This window comes from Mesorhizobium sp. LjNodule214 (genome assembly GCF_964252735.1).
Classification (GTDB): domain Bacteria; phylum Pseudomonadota; class Alphaproteobacteria; order Rhizobiales; family Rhizobiaceae; genus Mesorhizobium.
Genome location: NZ_CAXUPE020000002.1, coordinates 1,467,111 through 1,489,580, shown reverse-complemented (window position 1 = coordinate 1,489,580; position 22,470 = coordinate 1,467,111). Strand labels below are relative to the sequence as shown.

At 62.5% G+C, this 22,470-nt stretch carries 20 protein-coding genes; 7 read left to right on the top strand and 13 right to left on the bottom strand.

Annotation, left to right across the window (positions count from 1 at the left end; all coding sequences use genetic code 11):
- Positions 1–87 precede the first annotated feature (87 nt).
- The 3 genes from ACSQ3Z_RS20960 to ACSQ3Z_RS20950 all read right to left on the bottom strand — a co-directional run bounded on the left by ACSQ3Z_RS20960 (position 88) and on the right by ACSQ3Z_RS20950 (position 3,113).
- On the bottom strand, positions 88–1,137 hold the full coding sequence (locus tag ACSQ3Z_RS20960; protein WP_436173188.1) for a peptidase M14: 1,050 nt from the start codon (positions 1,135–1,137) through the stop codon (positions 88–90).
- 141 nt (positions 1,138–1,278) lie between these two features.
- Positions 1,279–2,655, bottom strand: a complete 1,377-nt coding sequence (locus tag ACSQ3Z_RS20955) for an FAD-containing oxidoreductase (protein WP_436173187.1) — start codon at positions 2,653–2,655, stop codon at positions 1,279–1,281.
- A complete protein-coding gene (locus ACSQ3Z_RS20950; protein WP_436173186.1) occupies positions 2,652–3,113 on the bottom strand; it encodes a DUF4126 domain-containing protein in 462 nt (153 codons plus the stop codon). The genes ACSQ3Z_RS20955 and ACSQ3Z_RS20950 overlap by 4 nt, the downstream gene beginning before the upstream one ends.
- Positions 3,114–3,270: 157 nt before the next feature.
- On the opposite strand from ACSQ3Z_RS20950, the gene ACSQ3Z_RS20945 reads away from it, so the two are divergent.
- On the top strand, positions 3,271–3,828 hold the full coding sequence (locus ACSQ3Z_RS20945; RefSeq protein ID WP_436173185.1) for a sugar O-acetyltransferase: 558 nt from the start codon (positions 3,271–3,273) through the stop codon (positions 3,826–3,828).
- A 21-nt stretch (positions 3,829–3,849) separates the two neighbouring features.
- Here the strand turns inward: ACSQ3Z_RS20945 and ACSQ3Z_RS20940 are convergent, their stop codons facing one another.
- On the bottom strand, positions 3,850–4,836 hold the full coding sequence (locus ACSQ3Z_RS20940; RefSeq protein WP_436173184.1) for a helix-turn-helix domain-containing protein: 987 nt from the start codon (positions 4,834–4,836) through the stop codon (positions 3,850–3,852).
- 126 nt (positions 4,837–4,962) lie between these two features.
- Here ACSQ3Z_RS20940 and ACSQ3Z_RS20935 point away from each other — a divergent pair, with 126 nt between their 5' ends.
- Together ACSQ3Z_RS20935 and ACSQ3Z_RS20930 are read left to right on the top strand one after the other, a co-directional pair.
- Positions 4,963–5,610, top strand: a complete 648-nt coding sequence (locus ACSQ3Z_RS20935; RefSeq protein WP_436173183.1) for a cysteine hydrolase family protein — start codon at positions 4,963–4,965, stop codon at positions 5,608–5,610.
- Positions 5,611–6,126: 516 nt separating this feature from the next.
- Positions 6,127–7,506, top strand: a complete 1,380-nt coding sequence (locus ACSQ3Z_RS20930; RefSeq protein WP_436173182.1) for a hypothetical protein — start codon at positions 6,127–6,129, stop codon at positions 7,504–7,506.
- Between the two features lie 168 nt (positions 7,507–7,674).
- Here ACSQ3Z_RS20930 and ACSQ3Z_RS20925 read toward each other — a convergent pair whose 3' ends face one another.
- From ACSQ3Z_RS20925 to ACSQ3Z_RS20885, 9 genes are all read right to left on the bottom strand, one after another.
- Positions 7,675–9,354 carry a formate--tetrahydrofolate ligase gene (locus tag ACSQ3Z_RS20925; RefSeq protein WP_436173181.1) on the bottom strand — a complete coding sequence of 560 codons (1,680 nt, stop codon included), beginning with the start codon at positions 9,352–9,354 and terminating at the stop codon, positions 7,675–7,677.
- Positions 9,355–9,671: 317 nt separating this feature from the next.
- Positions 9,672–10,796 (bottom strand): DUF2333 family protein, encoded by a 1,125-nt coding sequence (locus tag ACSQ3Z_RS20920; RefSeq protein WP_436173180.1) that lies wholly within the window; start codon positions 10,794–10,796, stop codon positions 9,672–9,674.
- A gap of 16 nt (positions 10,797–10,812) precedes the next feature.
- Positions 10,813–12,117, bottom strand: coding sequence for a DUF6638 family protein (locus tag ACSQ3Z_RS20915; protein ID WP_436173179.1), 1,305 nt, complete (start codon positions 12,115–12,117; stop codon positions 10,813–10,815).
- Positions 12,118–12,126: 9 nt separating this feature from the next.
- Positions 12,127–14,037: an AAA family ATPase gene (locus ACSQ3Z_RS20910; RefSeq protein WP_436173178.1), complete on the bottom strand. Its 1,911-nt coding sequence runs from the start codon at positions 14,035–14,037 to the stop codon at positions 12,127–12,129.
- A gap of 24 nt (positions 14,038–14,061) precedes the next feature.
- Positions 14,062–15,207 carry a hypothetical protein gene (locus tag ACSQ3Z_RS20905; protein ID WP_436173177.1) on the bottom strand — a complete coding sequence of 382 codons (1,146 nt, stop codon included), beginning with the start codon at positions 15,205–15,207 and terminating at the stop codon, positions 14,062–14,064.
- A 35-nt stretch (positions 15,208–15,242) separates the two neighbouring features.
- Positions 15,243–16,331 (bottom strand): hypothetical protein, encoded by a 1,089-nt coding sequence (locus ACSQ3Z_RS20900; protein ID WP_436173176.1) that lies wholly within the window; start codon positions 16,329–16,331, stop codon positions 15,243–15,245.
- A 332-nt stretch (positions 16,332–16,663) separates the two neighbouring features.
- Positions 16,664–17,053 carry a c-type cytochrome gene (locus ACSQ3Z_RS20895; protein ID WP_436173175.1) on the bottom strand — a complete coding sequence of 130 codons (390 nt, stop codon included), beginning with the start codon at positions 17,051–17,053 and terminating at the stop codon, positions 16,664–16,666.
- Between the two features lie 130 nt (positions 17,054–17,183).
- Positions 17,184–17,795, bottom strand: coding sequence for a thymidine kinase (locus tag ACSQ3Z_RS20890; protein ID WP_436173174.1), 612 nt, complete (start codon positions 17,793–17,795; stop codon positions 17,184–17,186).
- An 81-nt stretch (positions 17,796–17,876) separates the two neighbouring features.
- The gene (locus ACSQ3Z_RS20885) at positions 17,877–18,062 is read right to left on the bottom strand and encodes a hypothetical protein (RefSeq protein WP_436173173.1); all 186 of its coding nucleotides are present in this window, start codon (positions 18,060–18,062) and stop codon (positions 17,877–17,879) included.
- 114 nt (positions 18,063–18,176) lie between these two features.
- Here ACSQ3Z_RS20885 and ACSQ3Z_RS20880 point away from each other — a divergent pair, with 114 nt between their 5' ends.
- From ACSQ3Z_RS20880 to ACSQ3Z_RS20865, 4 genes are all read left to right on the top strand, one after another.
- Complete coding sequence (locus ACSQ3Z_RS20880; RefSeq protein ID WP_006203526.1) at positions 18,177–19,112, top strand: choline ABC transporter substrate-binding protein; 936 nt, start codon at positions 18,177–18,179, stop codon at positions 19,110–19,112.
- 119 nt (positions 19,113–19,231) lie between these two features.
- The gene (gene choW, locus ACSQ3Z_RS20875) at positions 19,232–20,086 is read left to right on the top strand and encodes a choline ABC transporter permease subunit (RefSeq protein ID WP_436173172.1); all 855 of its coding nucleotides are present in this window, start codon (positions 19,232–19,234) and stop codon (positions 20,084–20,086) included.
- Positions 20,083–21,264 carry a choline ABC transporter ATP-binding protein gene (gene choV / locus ACSQ3Z_RS20870; RefSeq protein ID WP_436173171.1) on the top strand — a complete coding sequence of 394 codons (1,182 nt, stop codon included), beginning with the start codon at positions 20,083–20,085 and terminating at the stop codon, positions 21,262–21,264. The genes choW and choV overlap by 4 nt, the downstream gene beginning before the upstream one ends.
- Before the next feature lie 115 nt (positions 21,265–21,379).
- Positions 21,380–22,417: an MBL fold metallo-hydrolase gene (locus tag ACSQ3Z_RS20865; protein ID WP_436173170.1), complete on the top strand. Its 1,038-nt coding sequence runs from the start codon at positions 21,380–21,382 to the stop codon at positions 22,415–22,417.
- The last annotated feature ends 53 nt before the right edge of the window (positions 22,418–22,470 follow it).

Genomic DNA, 22,470 nt, shown 5'->3' with positions numbered 1-22,470 from the left:
TTCGAACGCATGTTCATGGCGGATTCCCATAGCGGCGATTGACCGGCCGCGCAACTGGATTCAATGAAGGCGGTAAAGCCGGGACCCTCAGTCCTCAAGCGTCCCCGACCTTGCATCGGCGCTCTTCCTGTCGCCGACCAGTTTCAGAAGATCCTCGCCGGAACGGATGATGCGCCGCGAACGCCGGGTCAGGATAAGGCCGGCCTGCGGCGCGAACACCTCCGTGCGACCGCCGGTTTCGCCCGGCGCGTGGACGATTGTTGCGAGCCGTGCACCCTTGGCGACGCGGTCGCCGGGCTTGACGTCATAGAGGATCGCGCCGGCCCGGGGTGCCGGCATCATGTCGATGTTCTCCAGCGGTGCGACGGCGCCCGTGAACGCGCCGGGTGCGGGCAGGGCCGGATCGGCAATCACGCCACGTGCCACCAGCAGCCGGTAGAGGCCTTCGGCATCGGAACTGGCCAGCGCGCCATCGACATCGAGCATGCCGCGATATTCGACCGTTGTGGCGACGCGCCGGTCGAAGCGTGCGACATCGGCGGGAACGTTCTGGTAGGGCATGATCGAGGCGCCCTCGAACGTGCCGTCGCTGTCTTCGCTCCACAGCACCACCGCATCGACGCCCATGGCGGCGGCGCAATCGGCCATCGCCGGCCACAGACTGGTGTGGACGTAGAGATAGGCAAGGCCTTCGTCGTCGCAGTGCAGGTCGAGCACGATGTCGTGGCCGAGCGAGAGTTGCAGCAGCCGCGCCTTCAGCTGCTGGTCGGGCGTGCCATGCGCCGGAAAGAGCGCGGTGTCGGGCGCGGCGAGCAGCGGAAAGCCGCGGTTGAAGTTGGTGCGCGTGCCGAGGTGGAAGCGGCCCTGGTGCTCGCCGAAATGATACTGCGCGCGGCCGATCGGGTTGGCCCACGGCACGATGGTGATCGCGCCCTTGATGCGGCCTTCGCTCTCGGCCTTGGCCAGCATGGGCATCAGCGCGTCGATGGCGACGACACCCGGCAATTCGCCGGCATGAAGTGCCGCCTGCAGATAGGCTGAAGGCGCCGCCTTGTCTGCTCCTTCGAAGCGGAAGACCGGGAATTCGTAGGAAACGCCTTCGCTGTCGCCGGCGATGCGTTCGATCGATTTCTGCATGGGAGGCCTCCGGGAAGAGGCGCAACACATGCACTTTTGCGACTGGGCTGTCGATTGGTCCAGCCCGAGCCGCTATGGGCGCAATCAGGTTATCCGGCGGGAGCCCGAAGGGTCAGCCGGCGCCCGGCGGTCGAATGCCTGCTAGGCCAACGGCTTCAAGTCCTGGGCAATGGTCGGCAGAAGTTCCGAGACATTGGGATGGATGTGGGTTGCCCGCGCCAGCGTGCTGATCGGCGCCTTGGCATACATCAGGTCGAGCACGCAGTGCACCGCTTCGTCGCCGCCGGGGCCGAGCACCGAGCAGCCGAGGATTTCCCCGGTGTCGGCATCGGCCAGGATCTTCATGAACCCTTGCGTCTCGCCCTTTTCAACAGCGCGGCCGACGCGGGTCATTGGCCGCTGGCCGACCAGCGCGCGGCGGCTGGATTTCTTCACCGCCGCCTCGGTCATGCCGCAGCGGCCGAGCGGCGGGTCGATGTAAAGAGCATAGGCCTCGATGCGGTCGCTGACCTTGCGCGGGTCGTTGTCGAGCAGATTGGCGGCGACGATCTCGTAGTCGTTGTAGGAGGTGTGGGTGAAGGCGCCCTTGCCGTTGCAGTCGCCCATCGCCCAGATGCCGGGCACGCTGGTGCGCAGTTGGTCGTCGACGACGACGAAGCCGCGCTTGTCGACTTCGACGCCGGCCTTGTCGAGGCCGAGATCGTCGGTGTTGGGGGTGCGGCCGAGCGCCAGCAGCACATGCGAGCCGATCGCCGGCGCCTTGCCGGCGGAGAAGGTCACGGCAATGTCGCCGCCCTGCCTGGCGAAGCCGATATCGTCGGCGCCGGTATGGACTGTGATGCCTTCATTCTCGAGGATCGACAGGATGGCGGCCGAGACGTCCTCGTCCTCGCGGCCGGTCAGGCGCGGGCTCTTTTCGATGACGGTGACTTCTGCGCCGAAGCGGCGGAACATCTGCGCGAATTCGAGCGAGATGTAGCTGCCGCCGACGACGACGAGATGGCGCGGCAATACGTCGAGATCCATCATCGACGAGTTGGTCAGATAGTCGATGTCGTGGATGCCGGGCAGGTCGGGCACCGAGGCGCGGCCGCCGGTGTTGAGGAAGATTTTCTCGGCGGTCAAAAGGTCATCGCCGACGCGCACCGTCTTGGTGGATTCGAAGCGTGCATGGCCGCGATAGAGCGTGCATTTGTCCATGTCGGCGATCCAGGTCTCCAGCCCGGTGCGGGAAGCGCCCGACACCTTGTCCTTGCGCGCCTTGATCGCTTTATAATCGACGCCGACGGGACCGCCGAGCGTCACGCCATAGTCGGCAGCGCGGCGGGCGAGATGCGCCGCATAGGCGCTGGCGACCATGGTCTTGGTCGGAATGCAGCCGGTGTTGACGCAGGTGCCGCCGACCAGCTTGCGCTCGATCAGCGCCACGCTCATGCCGGCCGCGTTCAGCCGGCCGGCGAGCGGAGTGCCGGCCTGTCCGGCGCCGATGATGATGGCGTCGAAGGTCTTTGCCGTCATGCCACGGCCGCCACGATGAGCAGGCCGCCGACGATCGCCACCGCGTCCTCGATGAAGGCGGCGGGCGGATCCTTGCCGAACGCAGCGGCCAGCCGGCCGCGCACTTCGGCGCCGCCATACGTGCCGATCACTGCGCCGATGGCGCCGGCGATGAGCCCGCCGATGGTGGCGCCGCCGGTCGCCCCGATCACCGCTCCGGTGAAGGCGCCAGCGATGATGCGCGCGCCGAACTGCTGCGGCACTTTCCGGCTCGGCGTCGACGGCAACTGGTCGGTGATCAACTCGACGACGGCCAGGATGGTGAAAATGCCGACGGCGGCCCAGTGGCTCATGAAGCTCGCCCAGGTGCCGGCGACCGGCAGCCAGCCGAGATAGGCACCCCAGGCAACGGCGGCGGGCGCGGTCATGGCGCGCAGCCCGGCGATGACGCCGATCAGCAATGCAAGCAGATAGAGCATGATTGACCCCTCGATGTCAGGACCGGGACAGCCCTGCCGGCGCAAGCTAGCATAGGTCGAACATTTGACCAGAGTCAGTGCCGGCGCTTCTCGCATCGGGGCGGTCTGTACTTTAGTAATGACAACGAAACACGACGCAGAGACAGGAGACGCCGCCATGGCCGGAAGCGAGCGCACGAAAATGGCGGCGGGCGAATGGTATACGTGCCTGGATGACGAACTGGAGGCATTGCGCGTCATCGCGCGCGACGCTCTGTTCGAGCACAATTCGCTTCCGCCGGGGCAACGTGGAAACCTCGGGCCAAGCTTGAAGGCGCTGCTTGGAAGCGCAGGTGAGGGCGCGCGGATCGAGGCGCCGTTCCACTGCGCCTACGGCTTCAACATCTTTCTCGGCGACGGCGCGTTCCTCAACGCCGGCTGCACCATCCTCGATACGGCGCCGGTTCGCATCGGTGAGCGGACGCTGCTCGGCCCCAACGTGCAGATCTATTGCGCCGAACACCATAAGGAGGCGGCCGGGCGACAGGCTGGGCTGGAGATCGCCAAGCCGGTCGCCATCGGCGACAATGCCTGGATCGGCGGCAGCGCCATTATCCTCGGCGGTGTCAGCATCGGCGAGGGCGCCATTGTCGGCGCGGGTGCCGTGGTGACACGCGACGTGCCTGCGAACACCACGGTCGTCGGCAATCCGGCGCGGTCGATCAAGCAACGCTGAGCGGTTTCTGGCGACTGCCGCTCAGAGCGCTGAGGCGTAAGCCCCGCCCTGAGCGCTCTTTGAAAATTCGCGCCTGTACTGCATCGGTGAGGTTCTGAGCCGCGCCGCGAAATGCTGGCGCAGCGAGGTGGCGCTGCCGAAACCGGCCTCGAAGGCCACCATATCCATCGATTTGTCGGTCGCCTCCAGCAGCCTTTGCGCCAGCGCCACACGCTGGTCGGTCAGCCAGTCGCCGAAGCTGGTGCCGTTCGATTTTTGAAAGCGGCGCGTGAACGTCCGGCGGGTGAGGCCGGCGGCATTGGCGACGCTGTCGAGGCTATGCGTTTTGCCCAGCGTTGCCTGTACCTTGTCCAAGGTCTGCGCAAACCGGTCGGCGGTCGGCGTTTTCGCGACCGGGCGTTCGATGAACTGCGCCTGCCCACCTTGCCGGTGCGGTGACAGGACGATGTGGCGGGCGAGCCGCAGCGCTATCTCCGCGCCATAGCGGGCGCGCACGATGTGGAGGCAGCAATCCAACCCGGCGGCGACGCCGGCCGATGTCACGATGTCGCCGTCGTCGACATAGAGCACGTCCGCGTCGAGGATGATGTCTGGATGAAGCGCCTGCAACTGGTCGGTATAGGCCCAGTGCGTCGTCGCCCGCCGTCCCGCAAGCAGCCCGGCGGCCGCGATGGCGAAGGTGCCGAGGCACAGCCCGACGATCAGCGCTCCGCGCCGGTGCGCGCGGGTGAGCGCGTCCGTCAGTACAGCCGGAAGCGGCGCTTCGAGATCCTTCCAGCTTGGAACGATGACGATGTCGGCATCATCGAGGGCGGAGAGCCCGTGCGGAACCGAGATGCTCAGCCCGGCATCGGTGCGGATTGTCCCTTCTTCGACAGCGCAGACGCGGAAGTCGAAGCGCGGCAGGCCAAGCCTGGTGCGGTCGGCGCCGAACACCAGGCACGGCACGGAGAGGTGGAATGGACTGATGCCATCGAACGCGATGGTGGCGATGATCGGGTCGGCCATGGGACACCTTTTGGCTAGAAAGCGATTTGTCCCAATTCTTTCGAATGATGTCAATCGGGACACTTTTGGGCGATCGGCGGCACGCCTATCCTTGCCCAATCAGATCCAAGCCCGAAGGAGAACACCATGTCTGCAGCAGTCAACAGCAAGGCACCGCGCCGCGCGCTTATCGTCGTCGATGTCCAGAACGACTATGACGGCGGCAACCTCGCCATCCAGCATCCGCCGTTTCGCGACAGCGTTGTCAACGTGGCACGCGCCATGGACGCGGCCGCCGAGGCCGGCGTGAAGGTGGTTGTGGTCAAGCAGATGGCGCCGGAGACGTCGCCGATTTTCGCCAAGGGCAGCCATGGTGGCGAACTGCATCCGGAGATCGCCGGACGAAGCCGCGACCATTATGTGGAAAAGACCTTGCCGAGCGCCTTCACCGGCACGGACCTCGAGGAATGGCTGCGCGCCAACGCGATCGATACGATCGTCGTTGTCGGCTACATGACGCACAATTGCGATCTCTCGACCATCATCCACGCCGTGCATATGGGTTTTGCCGTCGAGTTCCTCTCCGACGCCACCGGCTCGGTGCCCTATTCCAACAGCGCCGGCTATGCCTCGGCCGAGGACATCCATCGCGTGGTGAGCATCATCCTGCAGTCGCGCTTCGCGGCGGTGCTCAAGACCGCCGAATGGATCGACTGCCTGACGTCAGGCGCGCTGCCGGAGCGCGACACGATCTATGCGTCCAACCAGCGCGCGCTGGCACGCAACGCCGCGTAGGGATCGGCTCGGGAAACAAAGGGCGCCGCAGCGATGCGGCGCCCTTTTTGTTTCACGCCTATGGATGTCATCCAGGCCGGTCCACGATCTGTCTTGCTCGCTGCAAATCTCTTTTTCGGGCCCAATTCGCTGTTCAAAATAATCCACCGATCGAGCGCGGATTCCACCGCCACTCCAAAGCAAAGGAAACTACGCAACGCGTGATGTATTTCACAGACGCCAGCCTCGACTTTCCAGAGGGTGAAGTTTGGATCTAATCCAAGTGCGATTGGTAGGCTGTGGGGCTAGCAATTGAAAGCGCGCGTTACACGGACCGCAGTTGCTGCCGCGTTTGTTGGTGTCGCGGCAATTCTACCGTGGCCTGCTTTCGCCCAGGTTCCCCCACACGCGCCAGGTACAATTTGTTATACTCCGAATTTCTGGTGTTGGGCGCAGCCGCCAGGCCCGCCGGGAACGCCCTGTGGATGCCCAAGCCCCTACGGCTTTGTGCCTGGGTGGCTGGGCTGAGGAGGGAACTTGGCGCAGCCGACAGAATCCGCAAGCGTCGAGGATCTGCTCTTGGAAGCGGGCCAGCTTGTCGCGGAAGCCTCGAGGAAGGGGAAGCCGCGAAACGAGAAAGTTATTTCTGCGCGAGCGAAGGTCGCGATGCTTCCGGTAGAGCAAAGGAAAATGGATCAGACCGAAGTTGTTGCGCTGAAGGCCGAAATCGAACCTGCTCGCCTGCTGTTGAAGAGCAGCAACAATGATCGTGTCTCCCGCGGCATGGTCTATACTTGTATTTTCCTGTCAATGTTGCTGATGTTTCTGGTCGGCTCTCTGTCCCTGGTATATAACAGAGGTGTCGCGTTGCTGTCGGAGATCCAGACTTTGGCGGCGCAGCAGCCGGATCGTCGTTTCGGTCAATTGGAACGGCAACTGCTGATAGCTCAAGATGAGTTGTTTTCTCCAGATCAGGTACAACTCGCAAACCTTCCCGTTGAATTGGGCGGGAAGCCAGAAGACGCCAAGGTTCAAACAAAACGGCCAATCGACGAGCTGGCTCGTGAATCGTCCTATCTTACTTTGCACGAACTTCGTGATCTCAACTTCAAACTGAAATCCCTGGAAACAAGAGTGGGCGACTTCGAGAATTTGTCGGACTCGCCTTTTCCGGGAGTACTGAAACTCGAAACCTTCGTTACGACGGCGATGGCCAGCGGTCGGGATCTGGTCGGCGCATTCAAGACCGCGGATGTCACCATGTCGGGCTCCCCAGCGCCCGGGACGAAGCCGGATGGTGCCGGCGACACAGAGGCCGCCAAACAACCGCCGGCCGGAAGCGACACCATGAACTTCTTTTGTCAGGCCCATCCGGCGGCGAGACCGGAAGTCCTAGACGGCAAAGTCACAGGCGGCGCCACGACACAACCGATCTCCGCGGATGAACTTGCTGCACAAGCCTCCAGTTCTCAGGTTCTTGGGATGGACATGAGAAGAATTGTTGGTCAGGCCTGTAAGTATTCGCTGAACTACGTTTCGATGACGGTGCCATCGGTGGATTCGTGGGCTCTAAGGATAAAGGACGCTATCGATCCCTATGCTGTATGGATTCTGCCGTGCCTTTATGCAGCCTTGGGTTCGATGATCTATTACATGAGACTTATACTGGATACGACACAGCCGAACCCGCCAGTCTATCGCATCGCGCATCGTATGGCGCTGGCCGCATTGGCTGGAATGATCCTGGCCTGGTTTTGGGGGCCAACCTTCGGCAACAACAGCGAATTCAAGTCTGTCGGTTTCGGTCTCTTCACCTTCGCCTTTGTGGTCGGGTTCAGCATAGACGTCTTCTTTGCGCTGCTCGACCGACTGGTTTTCATTTCCACAAATGCAATCAGCAAATTCGGCGCGAATTAGAGGCCAGTGAACTGCAAGGATTGGCTGAGCACCAATCCTTGCTTTCACAGGAAACGCAGCTTTGTCGGCACGCAAAAACGTCTGCGCGACTGAACCACTCTAACCTTTGTTTTTACGCAATTCCGGACGGAAAGCCGCTACGCACTTTTCCTGGAATTACTCTGGATCTCAGAACAGGCCTTCGATCTGGCCGGCCTCGTTGAGGAAAATCTTCTCAGAGGACGGCGCCTTGGGCAGGCCGGGCATGGTCATGACCTCACCGCAGATGATGACGACGAAGCCGGCGCCGGCCGACAGCCTGACCTCGCGCACCGGCACGGTGTGGCCGGTTGGCGCGCCGCGCAGGTTCGGGTCGGTCGAGAAGGAATACTGCGTCTTGGCCATGCAGACCGGCAGGTTGCCGTAGCCGGCCTGTTCCCAGGCGTGCAGCTGGTCGCGGATCGACTTGTCGGCGATCGCCTCGTCGCCGCGGTAGATGCGCTTGACGATGGTGTTGATCTTCTCGAACAGCGGCATGTCGTCGGGGTAGAGCGGCGAGAACTGCGAGGCGCCGGATTCGGCGATCTCGACGATTTTGCGGGCCAGATCCTCGATGCCGGCCGAGCCCTGGGCCCAGTGCTTGCACAGGATCGCCTGGGCGCCGAGCGAGGCGACGAAATCCTTCATCGCCTGGATTTCGGTGTCGGTGTCGGTGGTGAAGTGATTGATCGCCACAACCGCGGGCACGCCGAACTGCTTCACGTTCTCGATGTGGCGGCCGAGATTGAGGCAGCCCTTCTTGACCGCCTCGATGTTCTCCTTGCCGAGGTCTTCCTTCTTGACGCCGCCATTCATCTTCATGGCGCGCACGGTGGCGACGATGACGGCCGCCGCCGGCTTCAGGCCGGCCTTGCGGCACTTGATGTCGAAGAACTTTTCAGCGCCGAGATCGGCGCCGAAACCGGCTTCGGTGACGACATAGTCGGCGAGCTTGAGCGCCGTCGTGGTGGCGACGACGGAGTTGCAGCCATGCGCGATGTTGGCGAAGGGGCCGCCATGCACGAAGGCCGGGTTGTTCTCCAGCGTCTGCACGAGGTTGGGCTGCATGGCGTCCTTCAGGAGAACGGCCATGGCGCCGTCGGCCTTGAGGTCACGGGCATAGACCGGCGACTTGTCGCGGCGATAGGCGACGATGATGTCGCCGAGGCGCTTCTCGAGGTCCTTGAGGTCGGTGGCGAGGCACAGGATCGCCATGACTTCCGAAGCGACGGTGATGTCGAAGCCGCCCTGGCGCGGAAACCCGTTGGCGACGCCGCCGAGCGAGCAGATCATCTCGCGCAGCGCCCGGTCGTTCATGTCCATGACGCGGCGCCAGACAACGCGGCGGGTGTCGATGCCGAGCTCGTTGCCCCAGTAGATGTGGTTGTCGATCAGCGCCGAAAGCAGATTGTGCGCGGTGGTGATGGCGTGGAAATCGCCGGTGAAGTGGAGGTTCATGTCCTCCATCGGCACGACCTGCGCGTAGCCGCCGCCGGCGGCACCGCCCTTGACGCCGAAATTCGGCCCGAGCGAGGCTTCGCGGATGCAGACGATGGCCTTCTTGCCGATGCGGTTGAGACCGTCACCGAGCCCGACCGTCGTCGTTGTCTTGCCTTCGCCGGCCGGCGTCGGGTTGATGGCGGTGACCAGGATCAGCTTGCCGTCCTTGTTGCCCTTCACCGATTTGATGAACTCGGCGGAGATCTTCGCCTTGTCGTGGCCGTAAGGCAAAAGGTGCTCGGTCGGAATGCCGATCTTCTGGCCGATCTCCTGGATCTGCTTCTTCTTGGCGGCGCGCGCGATCTCGATGTCGGACTTCACTTCGGCCATGACGGCTTTCCTCTGGATTGGACGATGGAGGGGACGGGTTTGATCAGTTTGGTCGCAAGCAAGCTCGAAACGGCCCGGCACTGCAGGCGCGGGCATGTTCTACCCTTGTCGCGGCCATGGCGTCAACTTTCATGCAACTATGTTTCCTATGGAGAAAAGTTCTTGTCGACCTGTCTCGGGTCTTCGCGCCCGGTTGTCGCGCCGTATAAAAGCCAGAGCAGGCGCTGATGCGCCGTCTCAAAACAGCCGCACAATGCACGGAATGCGACAGGGGCGACGACGCAAATCAACAAGCGCCGCCCATGCCGACAAAACCGCTACTGCGTCAGCACGTTGCTGATCTCGACCATGTTGGAACGGACTCTCAGCACATAAAAACCCATCGTCGTCAGATGCGTCGGCAGTAGCCAGCCGTCCTCGCGGCCGTTGGCGATGATGAAGGGCTGGATGCGCAGTGCCGAGACGAATTGCGAGTCCATCGTATCCCACAGGTTCTGCAGGTGCTTTTCCTTGATCACGTCGTCAAAGTCGGCCTGGGCGCCCTTCATCAGTCCGTAGTAGCCATAGAGCTGGCCATAGGCGAACCAGAAGCGATCGTCAGCACGGAAGTCGAACCAGCCGTCATTGTGGTTTTCGGCGCGCTCCTTGAGGATCGCGGAGGTCGAGCCGATGTCGGATGAGATGCGGTCGATATACTGCTTGAGATTGTCGGCGCGGGCGTCGAACGTCGCCTGGCAGGTGGCCAGCCGGGCGTTGAACGACCGGAGCTTGCGTACCGCGTCGCGATAATAGCTTGGTGTTGGCGTCTTCGGGCCGAACGGGTTCAGGCCGAAATACCAAGTCTCCTCGTCGAACTGCAGATTGCCGCGCGCATCCTGGAGGTCGGCATCGATCTGCGATGTCGTGCGGACGCGGCCGAGATTGTCGGCCAGTTCCGTCGCCGTGCGCCGCACCGCCTGATTGATGCCGCGCTGGAACGACGCCTTGTTGTCCATCCACGGCGTGTGATCCCAGTCGATACCGAACAGGCCGAGCTTGTATAGGATCATCGACGAGATCCAGGCATTCTGGTTGACGTTGAAGTCCGTCAAGTCGGCCGCCACCTGGGCGATGCCTGAGTTGCCGCAGGTCTTGGCCGTATCGGTGCCGGCGCCGGCCGAAACCTGCTCGCCGGCGGAAATGTTGCGCTTCTCGAACGTGTAGGTGTCCGGATAGTTGGGGTTGAAATTGTTCCACCACTGGGTGGCGTAAAAGAAATTGGCGTAGAGGCCGACCAGCACCAGCAAAGCCAGCCCGACCACCGCCTTCAGGATCCAGCCGCGCTGCGTGTACCAGCGGCCTGCCCACATGAACGGCCACAGGATCGCGCCGATGGCGAGGCCGATGCCGCGGCCGATCCACTGGAAAATCCGGGTGAAGAAATTCACGATCGGATCAAGCATGGCAATGACACCCCCATCAGTCAGTTAGGCCGTAGAGGCGTGTGCGAAACGCCACCTTGTCCTTCAAATATGTGGTTTTCAGAACGTCCACAACATGCGATCGCCAGGCGTCGCTGTAGCCGTCGAAGTCCCTGTAGAAGCCGGGCTTGTTGAAGACGTAGCGCGACACGAAGTCCTGCGGCACGAAATCCGAGATCAGCTGGTTGGTCAGCCAGGCATCGGGATGGTCGGGCTTGGCCCGGATCACCAGGAAGCGCTGCTGCGGGAACACGTCCTCGATCTTGAGATGGCCAAGCTGGGCGATCTCGCGCTTGGCGGCGTTGAGGAAGGGGAAATTGCCGTCCCTGGTGATCAAATCCGCATGGCCATGGATCCAGGTCTGCAGCCAGACCTTGTCGACGTCGGTCAGGTTGCGGTCGGGTTCAGTGTCGCGGAACAGCGCGCGCACCACCATCTCGGCGCGGTGCTCAAGATAGCCGGAGGCCTCGATCCATGAAGCGCGCGGCAATTCGATACGGCCGGTCGCGGCGAGGAACCTGAACACCTTGTCGGCGTCGTTGATCGACAAATAGCTCACCTGCCAGGGCCGCGATCGGCGGAAGCCGGGCGCCGCCGGGTCGCTGATGACAGTCGTCATATCCGGATCGACGAACACGTAGAGGCCGCCGAAATGGCTGGTCCAGTAGGCGTTGTGGCGGAAGATCACCTGATCCGGCACCAGCGCGTTCTCGCGGATGTCGCCGCAGATCTTGGCGAGTTCGACCATGCGCTCCAGCATGGCACTGTCGCGCCAGGCGTCGGGCTCCTGCTTCAGCCGGTCGACAAGCTTGCCGAGCTCGGCCGCCTTGCCCAGCACGTCCTCGGCCGACAGCACCTTGAACTCGACCTGGTTGATCGACAGCAGATCCTCGATGTCGTTGACCGTAGGGACTGAGTCCTCGATCTCGCCATAGATCACGTCCTTGATGGTCAGCGCATCGATGGCGCGCTGGTTCTTCGACATGAACTCGAACATCAGCTGCGAGGTGTTGGAGAAGGCGGTGTGGACCACCGGCAGGTCGATCTGCGACGGCGTCAGGATGATGAAGCGGCGGTTGACCTCGTTGGGGTCGAGATAGTCGTAGTCGCCGCATTCGTCGGCGATCTCAGGCGAAAAGCCGGTGCGGTCGATCTGGAAGCTCTTCAGTTTGGTGGCTTCGAGCCCGAAGGCTACCATCGCCTTGTTGTAGCGCTCGATCAGGTGCGGCTCGTCAACTGTCAGCAGCCGTCCGTAAATCAGCTCGTTGTCGCGCAGCAGATCGGGTTTCTTGGCGGGTTTCATTGCACGCCCTTACGCATTCCAATTTCCCTTGGCCTTCATCTCCTCGATTTCGCGCACGGCGCGGTCGCGCAGCCTCGTGTCGCGGATGATCTTGGTCACTGCCGCATCGTCGGACTTGTCAGAGTAGCGGAATTCCGAGTCGGCATAGCGGTTGATCTCCTGCATGACCATGTCCATAGAGAACGGGCCGCGCAGTTCCTCGATCATCGCCTTCTTCTCATCGTAGCCCTTGTGCATGAAGGCTTCCGGCTTTTCGAACCACTCGTCGGGAAGCTCGATGTCCATGGCGCGCATCTTGATGGCGTCGGTGACGTTCTTGATGGCGCGGCCGGTGAAACGCGGTTCGGCGTCCTTGATCATGTGCAGATAGGTGCCGATGTCGGCCATCGACTTCGGCGCGCCACTCTCCTTCATGTAGCGCTCGTAGACCTTCATCAGCCCGTCTTCCTGCGGCTTTTCATGCTCCTCATAGGCTTCCGTCACCGCACGCTGGATCTCCTGCGCGGCATAGAGCTTGTGGTCGCCAAGCGGAATCTTGTGGTTCTTGCCAGCGAGCAGGACGAAGATGTCGATGTAGTCGTCGCGGCTCTGCGGCCCGTCGACCATCCAGCGGGCGCCGGCGCGCTGGCGCAGCGCGTCGTCGACATTTTCGGGGTAGTTGGAGAACATGCCGAAGGAGCAGTTGCCGCGCACCACGGTGCCGGCGCCGGCGAAGGCGTCCATCAGGACGCCAGTGATCTCCTGTTGACCGGCCGAGGCGCGGTCGTCGGAGCGGCGGGCCGCCACCTGGTCGATATCGTCGACAGTGCCGAAGCCGATAACGCGCGGATTGAGCACGTTGTTGATGAACTGGCGGCAGTTCTGGCCGGATTTGCCCTGGTAGGAAGAGATCTGGTCGACGCCGAAATTCTCATAGGCGAAGGGATAGCCTGCGACCTGGCAGTAGCCGTTGACGAGGCCGGCGATCATCTGGATCAACGTCGTCTTGCCGGTGCCCGGCGCGCCGTCGCCGATGAAGGTGAACAGGAAACCGCCGAGCTCGACGAACGGGTTCATCTCGCGCTCGAAATCATAGGCCATCAGCATCTTGGCGAGCTTGACCGACTGGTATTTGGCGATGTGGTTGCCGACGACCTCTTCCGGTTTCTTGAAGGTCATCACCAGCGGCTTGGAGCGCTTGCCGGGCGCGACGTCGAAGCCGTCGAGGGTGAAGTCGTCGACGTCGATACGGATATGGGCATTCTCGAACGGACCGATGCCGTCGAAACGGCCCTTTCGCGCCAGCAGTCCATCGATCGCAACACGGGCAAAGGCGCGCGCCCGGGTCATCAGATCGGCGTCGTCCTTCGAGCCGGCGATTGCCTTGTCGAGGCCGGCGACGATCGACTTCACCGCATCCTGCTGGGTGTCGAACAGGAAATCCGGTTCCGCAACATCGTTCGGCGCCTCGCCGTCACTGTCGACCAGCTGGAACAGATAGGAGGCGAGGCTGAAGGCGGAGATATAGGCCGAGGCCGACAGGAGCTTCTTGAAGGTGGCGGCCTCGTCGCCCTCGAGCGGGGCGCGGGCGTTCTTGGCCTGCAGGCTTTCGAGGTCGGAGCCTTCGGCAAACACATCCGATATGGCCAGTGCGATCGCCAGCCCGCGCCGGGCGCGAAACAAAAGCGTATGCTGCTGGATGGTCATCAGCTGGTCGTCGGGATGGATGGCGGCGACAGTTTTCGACAGCTCGACCTCGCGGGTGCGGCGCACCGAGCCGACCGAGACGGTCGAGACGAATCGGCGGTTGGTGCCGGCAAGCGCCGTGCCGGATTCGCGCGAGGGATCCTCCAGCACGACGATGCGAGTGATGAAGCTCTGCGCGGTGGCGCGGTGCTTTTCGATCGCGGCTTCCGAAATCGTGGTCAGGCCGGTGTCCATGAAGGATGCTCCGTGGGTTGACGGTCAGACGTCGCTGATGACCTGTCCGTTGGACAGGATGTGGACCTTGTAGCCGGAAAAGATCTTCTGCGCCTCGCCGGCGGCGTAGAGCGCCTGGTAGGCCTCGTGCGGGATCAGTGCATGGTTCTCGTAGCTCGACACGCCCTGGCGCGCGGCCTCGAGGTCGTCAGTATTGATGAAGAATTCCTGCGTCGTCTTCTCGCTCGAAAACAGCCCCTTGCGGCCCGGCTTTTCGGCTTTCGAATAGACCTCCTGGATGGTCCAGGTAAGCAGCCAGGCGTTCTCGGGTTTGCGCACCTTGGCCAGCACTTCCGTGACTGTCGTGTTGTTGTCGGTGATGCCCGCCGAATAGAACGGGCCGAGCACGACGCGGCGCAGCTGCTTGGGATGCAGCGGCTCGAAATCCTTGTCGAGGTTGACGGCAATGGTCGCCGGCGACAGCGTGTAGGCGGAGTTCTTCTCGGTGAAATCGTCGAAGCGGTGGGCGAGTTCGGGATTGAGCAGGCCGTCCACCGGCAGCGGAATATCGACCCTGTCATTCAGTTTGCCGCTGCTGTCGACAAGCTGCCGGATCATGTCCTCGGAAGAGTCCTCCACGGTTACCATATAGATCAGCGGCAGGTTGGCGCTGCCGTCGAAACTGGCCCAGTGGACCAGATAGTAGGGCCGCTGCGTCTTCGGGTTGACGGAGACCTTTGCAGTCTGCGCCAGCGTGAACGGGCCGAAGGTCGATCCGCTCTTGACGTCCTCCAGATAGAGCCGCTCGGCCATCGACTTCTGCAGCGCTTGCGGGAACTCCTTGTGGCGCAGGATGAAGTCCGCCATCTCCTCGCGCAGTTCGCCGGCCATCGGGATGTTGGCCAGCCGGGCATCGGCCTGGCGGCGGTCGTTTTCCAGTTCCAGCAGGTTCTGGAACACCGGATAGCCGCTGTCGGCGCGCGAGATGCGGAACGTGTCCATGAAGCCGAGACGGTTGCGCCAGCAGGAAAACGACTTGTCCAGCCGGGCAATGTATTCGGCAACGATCTTGGCGACGATGCCGTGCCGGTAGAGCGGCGAGCGGTCGTCACGCATGAACACTTCCAGCCCGCTCAGCGCCGCCGTGATGGCGGAGAAATAGCGCGCCGCCGCCTCGTTTTCGGGGGTCATGCCGTCAACCTTATGGAGCAGTACGCGTGCGGCAATTACGACTGCACGTAATTGGCCGAATTGTGCTTCTTCATCACCTCGTCGAAGCGGCGGGCGAAGGCATCGTCGGCGAGCTTCTTACGGCGCTGGATGTCGGCGGTGGCCACCATGTTCTTCTCGTGCATTTCGAGGAGATCGCCGATGTGTTTCTGCGAGGCAGCACCAATGCCGGCCATGGTCTCCTCGGCGGTGTTGTCGACCTGGCTGCCCAGCGTGTTGATCTTGTGGGCGACGTCCTGCTGGGCGGCGGTCTTCAGCGAGTCTTCCAGGGCCTTGTAGAGCACGATGCGCTGTTCGGTATCGATCGTCAGCTTGTTGATCAGCGTCGACTGCGCGGCGATCTGGTTGTTGAGCGAATCGACGAAGGTCTGGAACATCGAGGTGTAGCGCTCCAGCGTCTGGCTTTCGGCCAGCAATTCCTGCTCCTTGGCCTGCTTCTCATTGTATTCGGTGGCCAGCTTCGAACGCTCGCCCTCGAGCTGCGTGCGTTCCTTCTGGCTGGTCGAGGCAGCGATCTTGTTCTCGATGTCGAGCAGCAACGGATTGACCTCTTCGATGCGTTTCTGCACCGCTTCGAGGTTCGACATGGTGGTCTTGCGGCGCTCGATAACCTGCGACAGGCTGGTCTCGGAGGTCTTGTAACGCTGGTCGAGAATCTCCTTCTGCGCCTTGAGAATACCGACGATGGTGTCGGACTTGGCCAGAAGCTCCTGGAGATTGCCGGCCAGCGACATGTTGCGCACGCGGTCGGTGCGCATGCGCTGCTTGCTCTGGGCCGAGAACATGCCGATGAAATTTTCCCAGCCGGTATAGTTCTTCATGCTCTCGAATTCGGCGCCGAAGACGTTGGTGGCGTCCTCCAGCCCGATGATCAGATCGGCGATGTTGCCTTCCATCACCTTCTGCTGCTTCAGCACATCCTCGATGCGGGCGTTCTCGATTTCGAAATTGGCATCGCCGATCTTCTTGTCGGCCTGGGCCAGTGTGTCGAGCACGGTGCCGGACTGCTCGATCTTGGAGCGCATGTCCTGCACAACCTGCTTGGTCTTGGCAATTTCGGCATCGAAATTCTGCAATGTCGCCATAGGGGCCTCCCGCATCGGCATCGGTTTCGTGTCGGCGCGAATATATGTGGAGCATCCGGGGATTGAAAGACGCAAGACAAGAGGAGCTGCGAAAACAAAAGGTTTCGATCCTCCCTTGAAAGATAAACGAACCATTCTCATGGGTTGACTACCTTGCCAGCCATGCGCGGTTCACCTGCCGCTGGACTTTTGGACGGAAGCGGCGGCAAAAGGCACTCGATTCCCACTGGGCTGCCTGCCTCGATATTCGGCAAATGATTGCAACACGGTTCGGCGACAGCGGCGAACACGCCAGACCTTCAGCGAAGCCGGCCTGGGCCGCCGGCGGGGGCTCAGGGCTTCGGGTCAGCCTTCAGATAGGCAATGACGTTGGCGATGTCGGCGTCGTTGCTCAGCCCGGCAAAGGCCATCTTGTTGCCGGGAACCTTCAGCTTGGGCGCTTGCAGATAGACAGCAAGGTTCGCCTCGTCCCAGACCAGGCCAGCGGCGCCAGCATCCTTCATGGCCTGCGAATAATGGCCAAGGAAGCTTTCGGCCGTTCCGGCGGTGCGGCCGACGACGCCCAGCAGATGCGGGCCGACCTTGTCGCGGTCGGTCGCTGCCTCGTGGCAGGCGATGCACCGGTTGAAGACCTTCCTGCCGAGTGCCGCGTCGCCGTCGGCATGGGCGGCAAGAACACCGGCGAGGAAGAGGACAGCGGTGGACGAAACGGCTCGAAGCATTGGCTGACCTCGGAGAGTTCTGGCTGAGGGGTTTATAGGACCGAGGCCCTAACAAAACAAAAGCATCGCGGCGGGGATTGGGTGCCCGATCCGGCCGCAGCAGGTCCGGCTGCCGAGGCCGCCGCGCCGGTCAGGCCTTGGTGAAGCCGATGAAATCGTCGGGCGCCGCCCTGCCCATTTCCTCTTCCCAATGGCGGCGGCAGAGCGAGACATAGACGTCCTTGCCGATCGCCACCTGCTCGCCCTGTCTTGCCACCTTGCCGTCCGGGCCGAGGCGCACCACCATCGTAGCCTTGCGGCCGCAGCGGCAGATGGTTCGCACCTCGCGCAGATCGTCGGCAATCGCCAGAAGCGCGCGCGAGCCGGAGAACAGCTTGCCCTGGAAATCGGTGCGCAGGCCGTAGCACATGACCGGGATATTCAGCCGGTCGGCGATGCGGGCGAGTTGCCAGACCTGCTCTTCCTCGAGGAACTGCGCCTCGTCGACGAAAACGCAATGCACGGTCGTGTGGTCGTGATGCTCGGCGACGCGGGCGTAGAGGTCGTCGCCGTCACGGAACATCTCGGCCTCGGTCTCCAGGCCGATGCGGGATGAGATCAGCCCGGTGTCGCCCTTGCGGTAGTGGCCGGCGACGAACAGCATCGTCGTCATGCCGCGTTCGCGATAATTGTAGGACGCCTGCAGCAGCATCGTCGTCTTGCCGGCATTCATCGTCGCATAGTTGAAGTAAAGCTTGGCCATGCCGCCCTTTTAGGGTGTGTCGAGGTTCAGGTGAGGCCGGCCTGCAAACGGCGGCTTTCTGCGCTTCCGGTGCTCACGGACTCAATGTCCGCTGCGCTCCGGTTCTCGAAACCACCGTTTCCAGCTCGGCCTGACCTGAATCTCGGCACACCTTAAGCCGAGATATCCCGGCGCGGGGAGGGGGCGCTGGCTCATTCCCCTGAAAAAGCCGCCTGCCATCAAAAAAGCGGCATGGGTGTCGCTGATCGGCCAGTCGGCGCCGTTCATCGTGATTGCCTTAGTGCTTGAAACCGCACCAGAATGGTGTTTGGCTGACGAAACAAGGCGGAGATGAAAACCGTTACTTCGCTTCGCCAAAAGAATCGCAATGGGAGAATATCTATGTCGCGTATGAATTCCTACGTCGCCGGCCTCGGTCTGGCGGCTTTCCTGTCCACGAGCGCTGCCTTCGCCGGAGATCCGGAAAGCTGCAAGGCGGTGCGTCTTTCCGATGTCGGCTGGACCGACATCCAGGCGACGACCGGTGTCGCCTCGGTGCTGCTCACCGCACTCGGCTACGAGCCGCAGGTGATCCAGCTGTCGGTTCCGGTCACCATGGCGTCGCTGAAGAACAAGGACCTCGACGTCTTCCTCGGCAATTGGATGCCGTCGATGACCAACGACATCAAGGACTACACCGCCGACGGCTCGGTCGAAACCATCAGTGAGAACCTCAGCGGTGCTGGCTACGGCATCGTCGTGCCGACCTATGTCGCGGACGCCGGCGTCAAGACGCTGACCGACCTGGGCAAGTTCAAGGACAAGTTCGACGGCAAGATCTACGGCATCGAGGCCGGCAATGACGGCAACCGCATCATCCTCGACATGATCAAGAACCCGAAGGACAATCTCGAAGGCTTCGAACTGGTCGAGTCCTCGGAAGCCGGCATGCTCACCCAGGCCGAGCAGTCGATGAAGAACAACGAATGGATCGCCTTCCTCGGCTGGACGCCGCATCCGGTGATGGGCGCCATGAAGATCACCTATCTCGACGGTATGGGCGATAGCGGCTTCGGCGCGGCCACTGTGCATACCAATGTGCGCAAGGGCTACACCACCGAGTGCCCGAATGCCGGCAAGTTCATCGCCAATTTGAAGTTCAACCTCGACATGGAAGGCGAGATGATGGACGCGATCCTCAAGGGCGGCGACGCCAACACGGTCGCGACCGACTGGCTGAAGAAGCATCCGGACGCGGTTGCGCCCTGGATCGCCGGCGTGACCACCTTCGACGGCGGCGATGCCGCCGCGGCGGTCAAGACCGCACTCGGAGGCTGAGCCGACCTTGAATCCGGCATGACCGGAACAGGGCAGCCATCGTGGAAAAGGCTGCCCTTTTTCATATCCTGTGACAAGATGACCGTCCGGCAAGGATGGCGCAGCCATAGAGGGGCAAGATGGATCCGATTTCGAAATTCCTGGTCGCCTACAAGATCCCCATAGGTCCGTGGGGGAAGGCCTTCTTCGGCTTTCTTACAGACAATTTCGATACCGTCTTCAGGACTTTTTCCAACAGCCTCAATTTCCTGCTCGACGGGATAGTCGACGGACTTCTGCTGTTGCCGCCCGTCCTTCTCATCGCGCTGATTGCCGTGCTCGCCTATTTCCTGCAGCGCTCCAGGGGCCTGGCCATCGCCGTCTTCCTCGGGCTGCTGTTCATCCTGAACCAGAACCTCTGGAAACAGACTGTGGAGACGCTGGTGCTGGTGGTTGCCGCCGCCGCCGCCTCGATGGCGATAGGCGTGCCGCTCGGCATCTGGGCCGCGCACAAGCCGAAAGTCTACCGCATCATGCTGCCGGTGCTCGACCTGATGCAGACGCTGCCGACCTTCGTCTACCTGATCCCTGTGCTGACCCTGTTCGGCCTTGGCAACGCGCCCGGCCTCATCGTTACCATCATCTTCGTCATCCCGACTTCGGTTCGTCTCACCCATCTCGGCGTCACTTCGGTACCGAAGTCGATCGTCGAGGCCGGCGAGGCGTTCGGCGCCACCAAAAGACAACTCCTATGGAAAGTCGAGCTGCCCTCGGCGCTACCGACCATCATGGCCGGGCTGACACAATCGATCATGCTGTCGCTGTCGATGGTGGTGTTCGCGGCCCTCATCGGCGCCGGCGGACTCGGCACCGAGATCAACCGGGCGCTCGGCTCGCGCAGGATCGACTTAGGGCTTGAAGCCGGTCTGGCAATCGTCGTGCTCGCCATCGTGCTCGACCGAATGACCCGTATTGGCGTTGGAGGCAAGAAATGACCGTCGCCGTTGATTTCAAGAACGTCGACATCGTCTTCGGCGCCGACCAGGCCGGTTCGCTGGCGCTGATCGACAGCGGCGCCACCCGCGCCGAGATCCTTGAGAAGACCGGCAATGTGCTGGGTTGCGCCGGCGCCAGCCTGACCGTGCACGAGGGCGAGATTTCCGTCCTGATGGGCCTTTCGGGCTCGGGCAAGTCGACCCTGCTCAGGGCCGTCAACCGCCTGAACGTGGTTTCACGCGGCCAGGTTCTGGTCAAGGACGGCGCCGGCACGGTCGATGTCGTCACCTGCGATGAGGCGACCCTTCGGCGGCTGCGGCAAAAGCAGGTGGCGATGGTGTTCCAGCAGTTCGGCCTATTGCCGTGGCGCACGGTGGAGGAAAATGTCGGCCTCGGCCTTGAGCTCGCCGGCATGCCCGACGCCGAGCGCAAAGAACGTGTGCATCGCCAGCTGAAGCTGGTCAATCTCGACCAGTGGTCGAAGAAATACGCCCACGAACTCTCGGGCGGCATGCAGCAGCGCGTCGGCCTGGCGCGCGCCTTTGCCACCGAGGCGCCAATCCTATTGATGGACGAGCCGTTTTCGGCGCTCGATCCGCTGATCCGGACCAAGCTGCAGGACGAGTTGCTGCAGCTGCAGGCCGAGCTGAAGAAGACCATCATCTTCGTCAGCCACGATCTCGAGGAGGCGCTCAAGATCGGCACTCATATTACCATCATGGAAGGCGGGCGCATCGTGCAGACCGGCGCGCCGGAGGACATCGTGCTCAGGCCCGCCAACGACTATGTCCGCGACTTCATCGCCAATGTTAACCCATTGTCGGTGCTGACCGCCTGGAACGTGATGCGCGACCGCCGCGACCTGGAAGAGAGCACAGACGACTGGGTCTGGCTCGACCGGCGCAAGACGACGCGTTTCAAGATCGACGAGCACGGGTTGGTGACGGCGGCCGAGCGCGACGGCAAGCCGGCGGTGTGGGTGTCCTGCACCGACATCGAAGCCCAGCCGGAGGAGACCGCTCAGGTGTTCTGGGCCACGCCCGGCACTTCGCTGAAGACGGTGATGCTGGCCATGCACCGTTCGCAGACGGCGCCAGTGGCGTTGTTCGACGACCAGTCGCGCTTTGTCGGCGCAATCGGTGTCAGGGACGTGCTGAGCGCTGTGCTGCGGCGGTAGGATCGCCCGCCCGCCGGCGACTGCTGGCGGGCCCCGGGAGCTTGCTCTAGAATGGCGCTGTGGCCGCGAGCGGAGGCATCGCGGGCGGCGAAAGGACAAGGGAGCGCGTAGCGGGATGATCTTCCGACAGCTCTTCGATTCCGTATCGGGGACCTATTCCTACCTGCTTGCCAGCCGCCGCGGCGGCGAGGCGCTGATCATCGATCCCGTGCTGGAGAAGGTCGACCGCTATCTGCAGCTCGTCGGCGAACTCGACCTCAGGCTGGTCAAGGCGGTGGACACGCATCTGCATGCAGACCACATCACCGGCCTCGGCGCGCTGCGCGACAAGACGCATTGCGTCACCGTGATGGGCGAGCAGACCAAGGCCGACGTGGTGTCGATGCGGCTTGCCGACGGCGACAAGCTCGCCATCGAGGGGCTGGCGCTCGACGTGATCTACACGCCTGGCCATACCGACGATTCCTACAGCTTCATCCTGCCGGACCGGGTGTTCACCGGCGACACGCTGCTCATCCGCGGCACCGGTCGCACCGACTTCCAGAACGGCGATCCGCGCCAGCAGTATGAATCGATCTTCGGCCGCCTGCTCAAGCTGCCCGACGAGACGCTGATCTATCCGGCGCATGACTACAAGGGCGAGACCGTCTCGACCATCGGCGAGGAGAAGGCATTCAACCCGCGCCTGCAGGTGAAGTCGATGGATGAGTATGTCGAGATCATGAACAATCTGAAGCTCTCTAACCCCAAGATGATGGACGTCGCCGTACCAGCCAACATGAAGGTCGGGCTGCATCAGGACGATATTGCCGGGCGCGGCTGGTCGGTCACCGCCGAGGCCGCGCTTGAGCTGGTCGGCAGGCCCGACGTCGCGCTGATCGACCTGCGCGAGAATTCCGAGCGCGAACGGCATGGCGTCATCCCCGGCGCCATCCATCTGCCCTATCCCCGGCTGCAGGAAAACATCGCCGCCGGCGGCATGCTGCACGAGCTCGCCAGGTCGACCGGCAAGCGGCTTTTGTTCTACTGCGCCTTCGGCGAACGCTCGGCGATGGCGGTTCAGGCCGCCCAGGACGCCGGGATTGCCAGCGCCCGCCACATCCACGGCGGCATCGACGCTTGGAAGAAGGCGGACGGACCGCTCGTCCATTAGAGCAATTCAAGGAAAAGTGCGTAGCGGTTTTCCGTCCGGAATTGCGTAAAAAC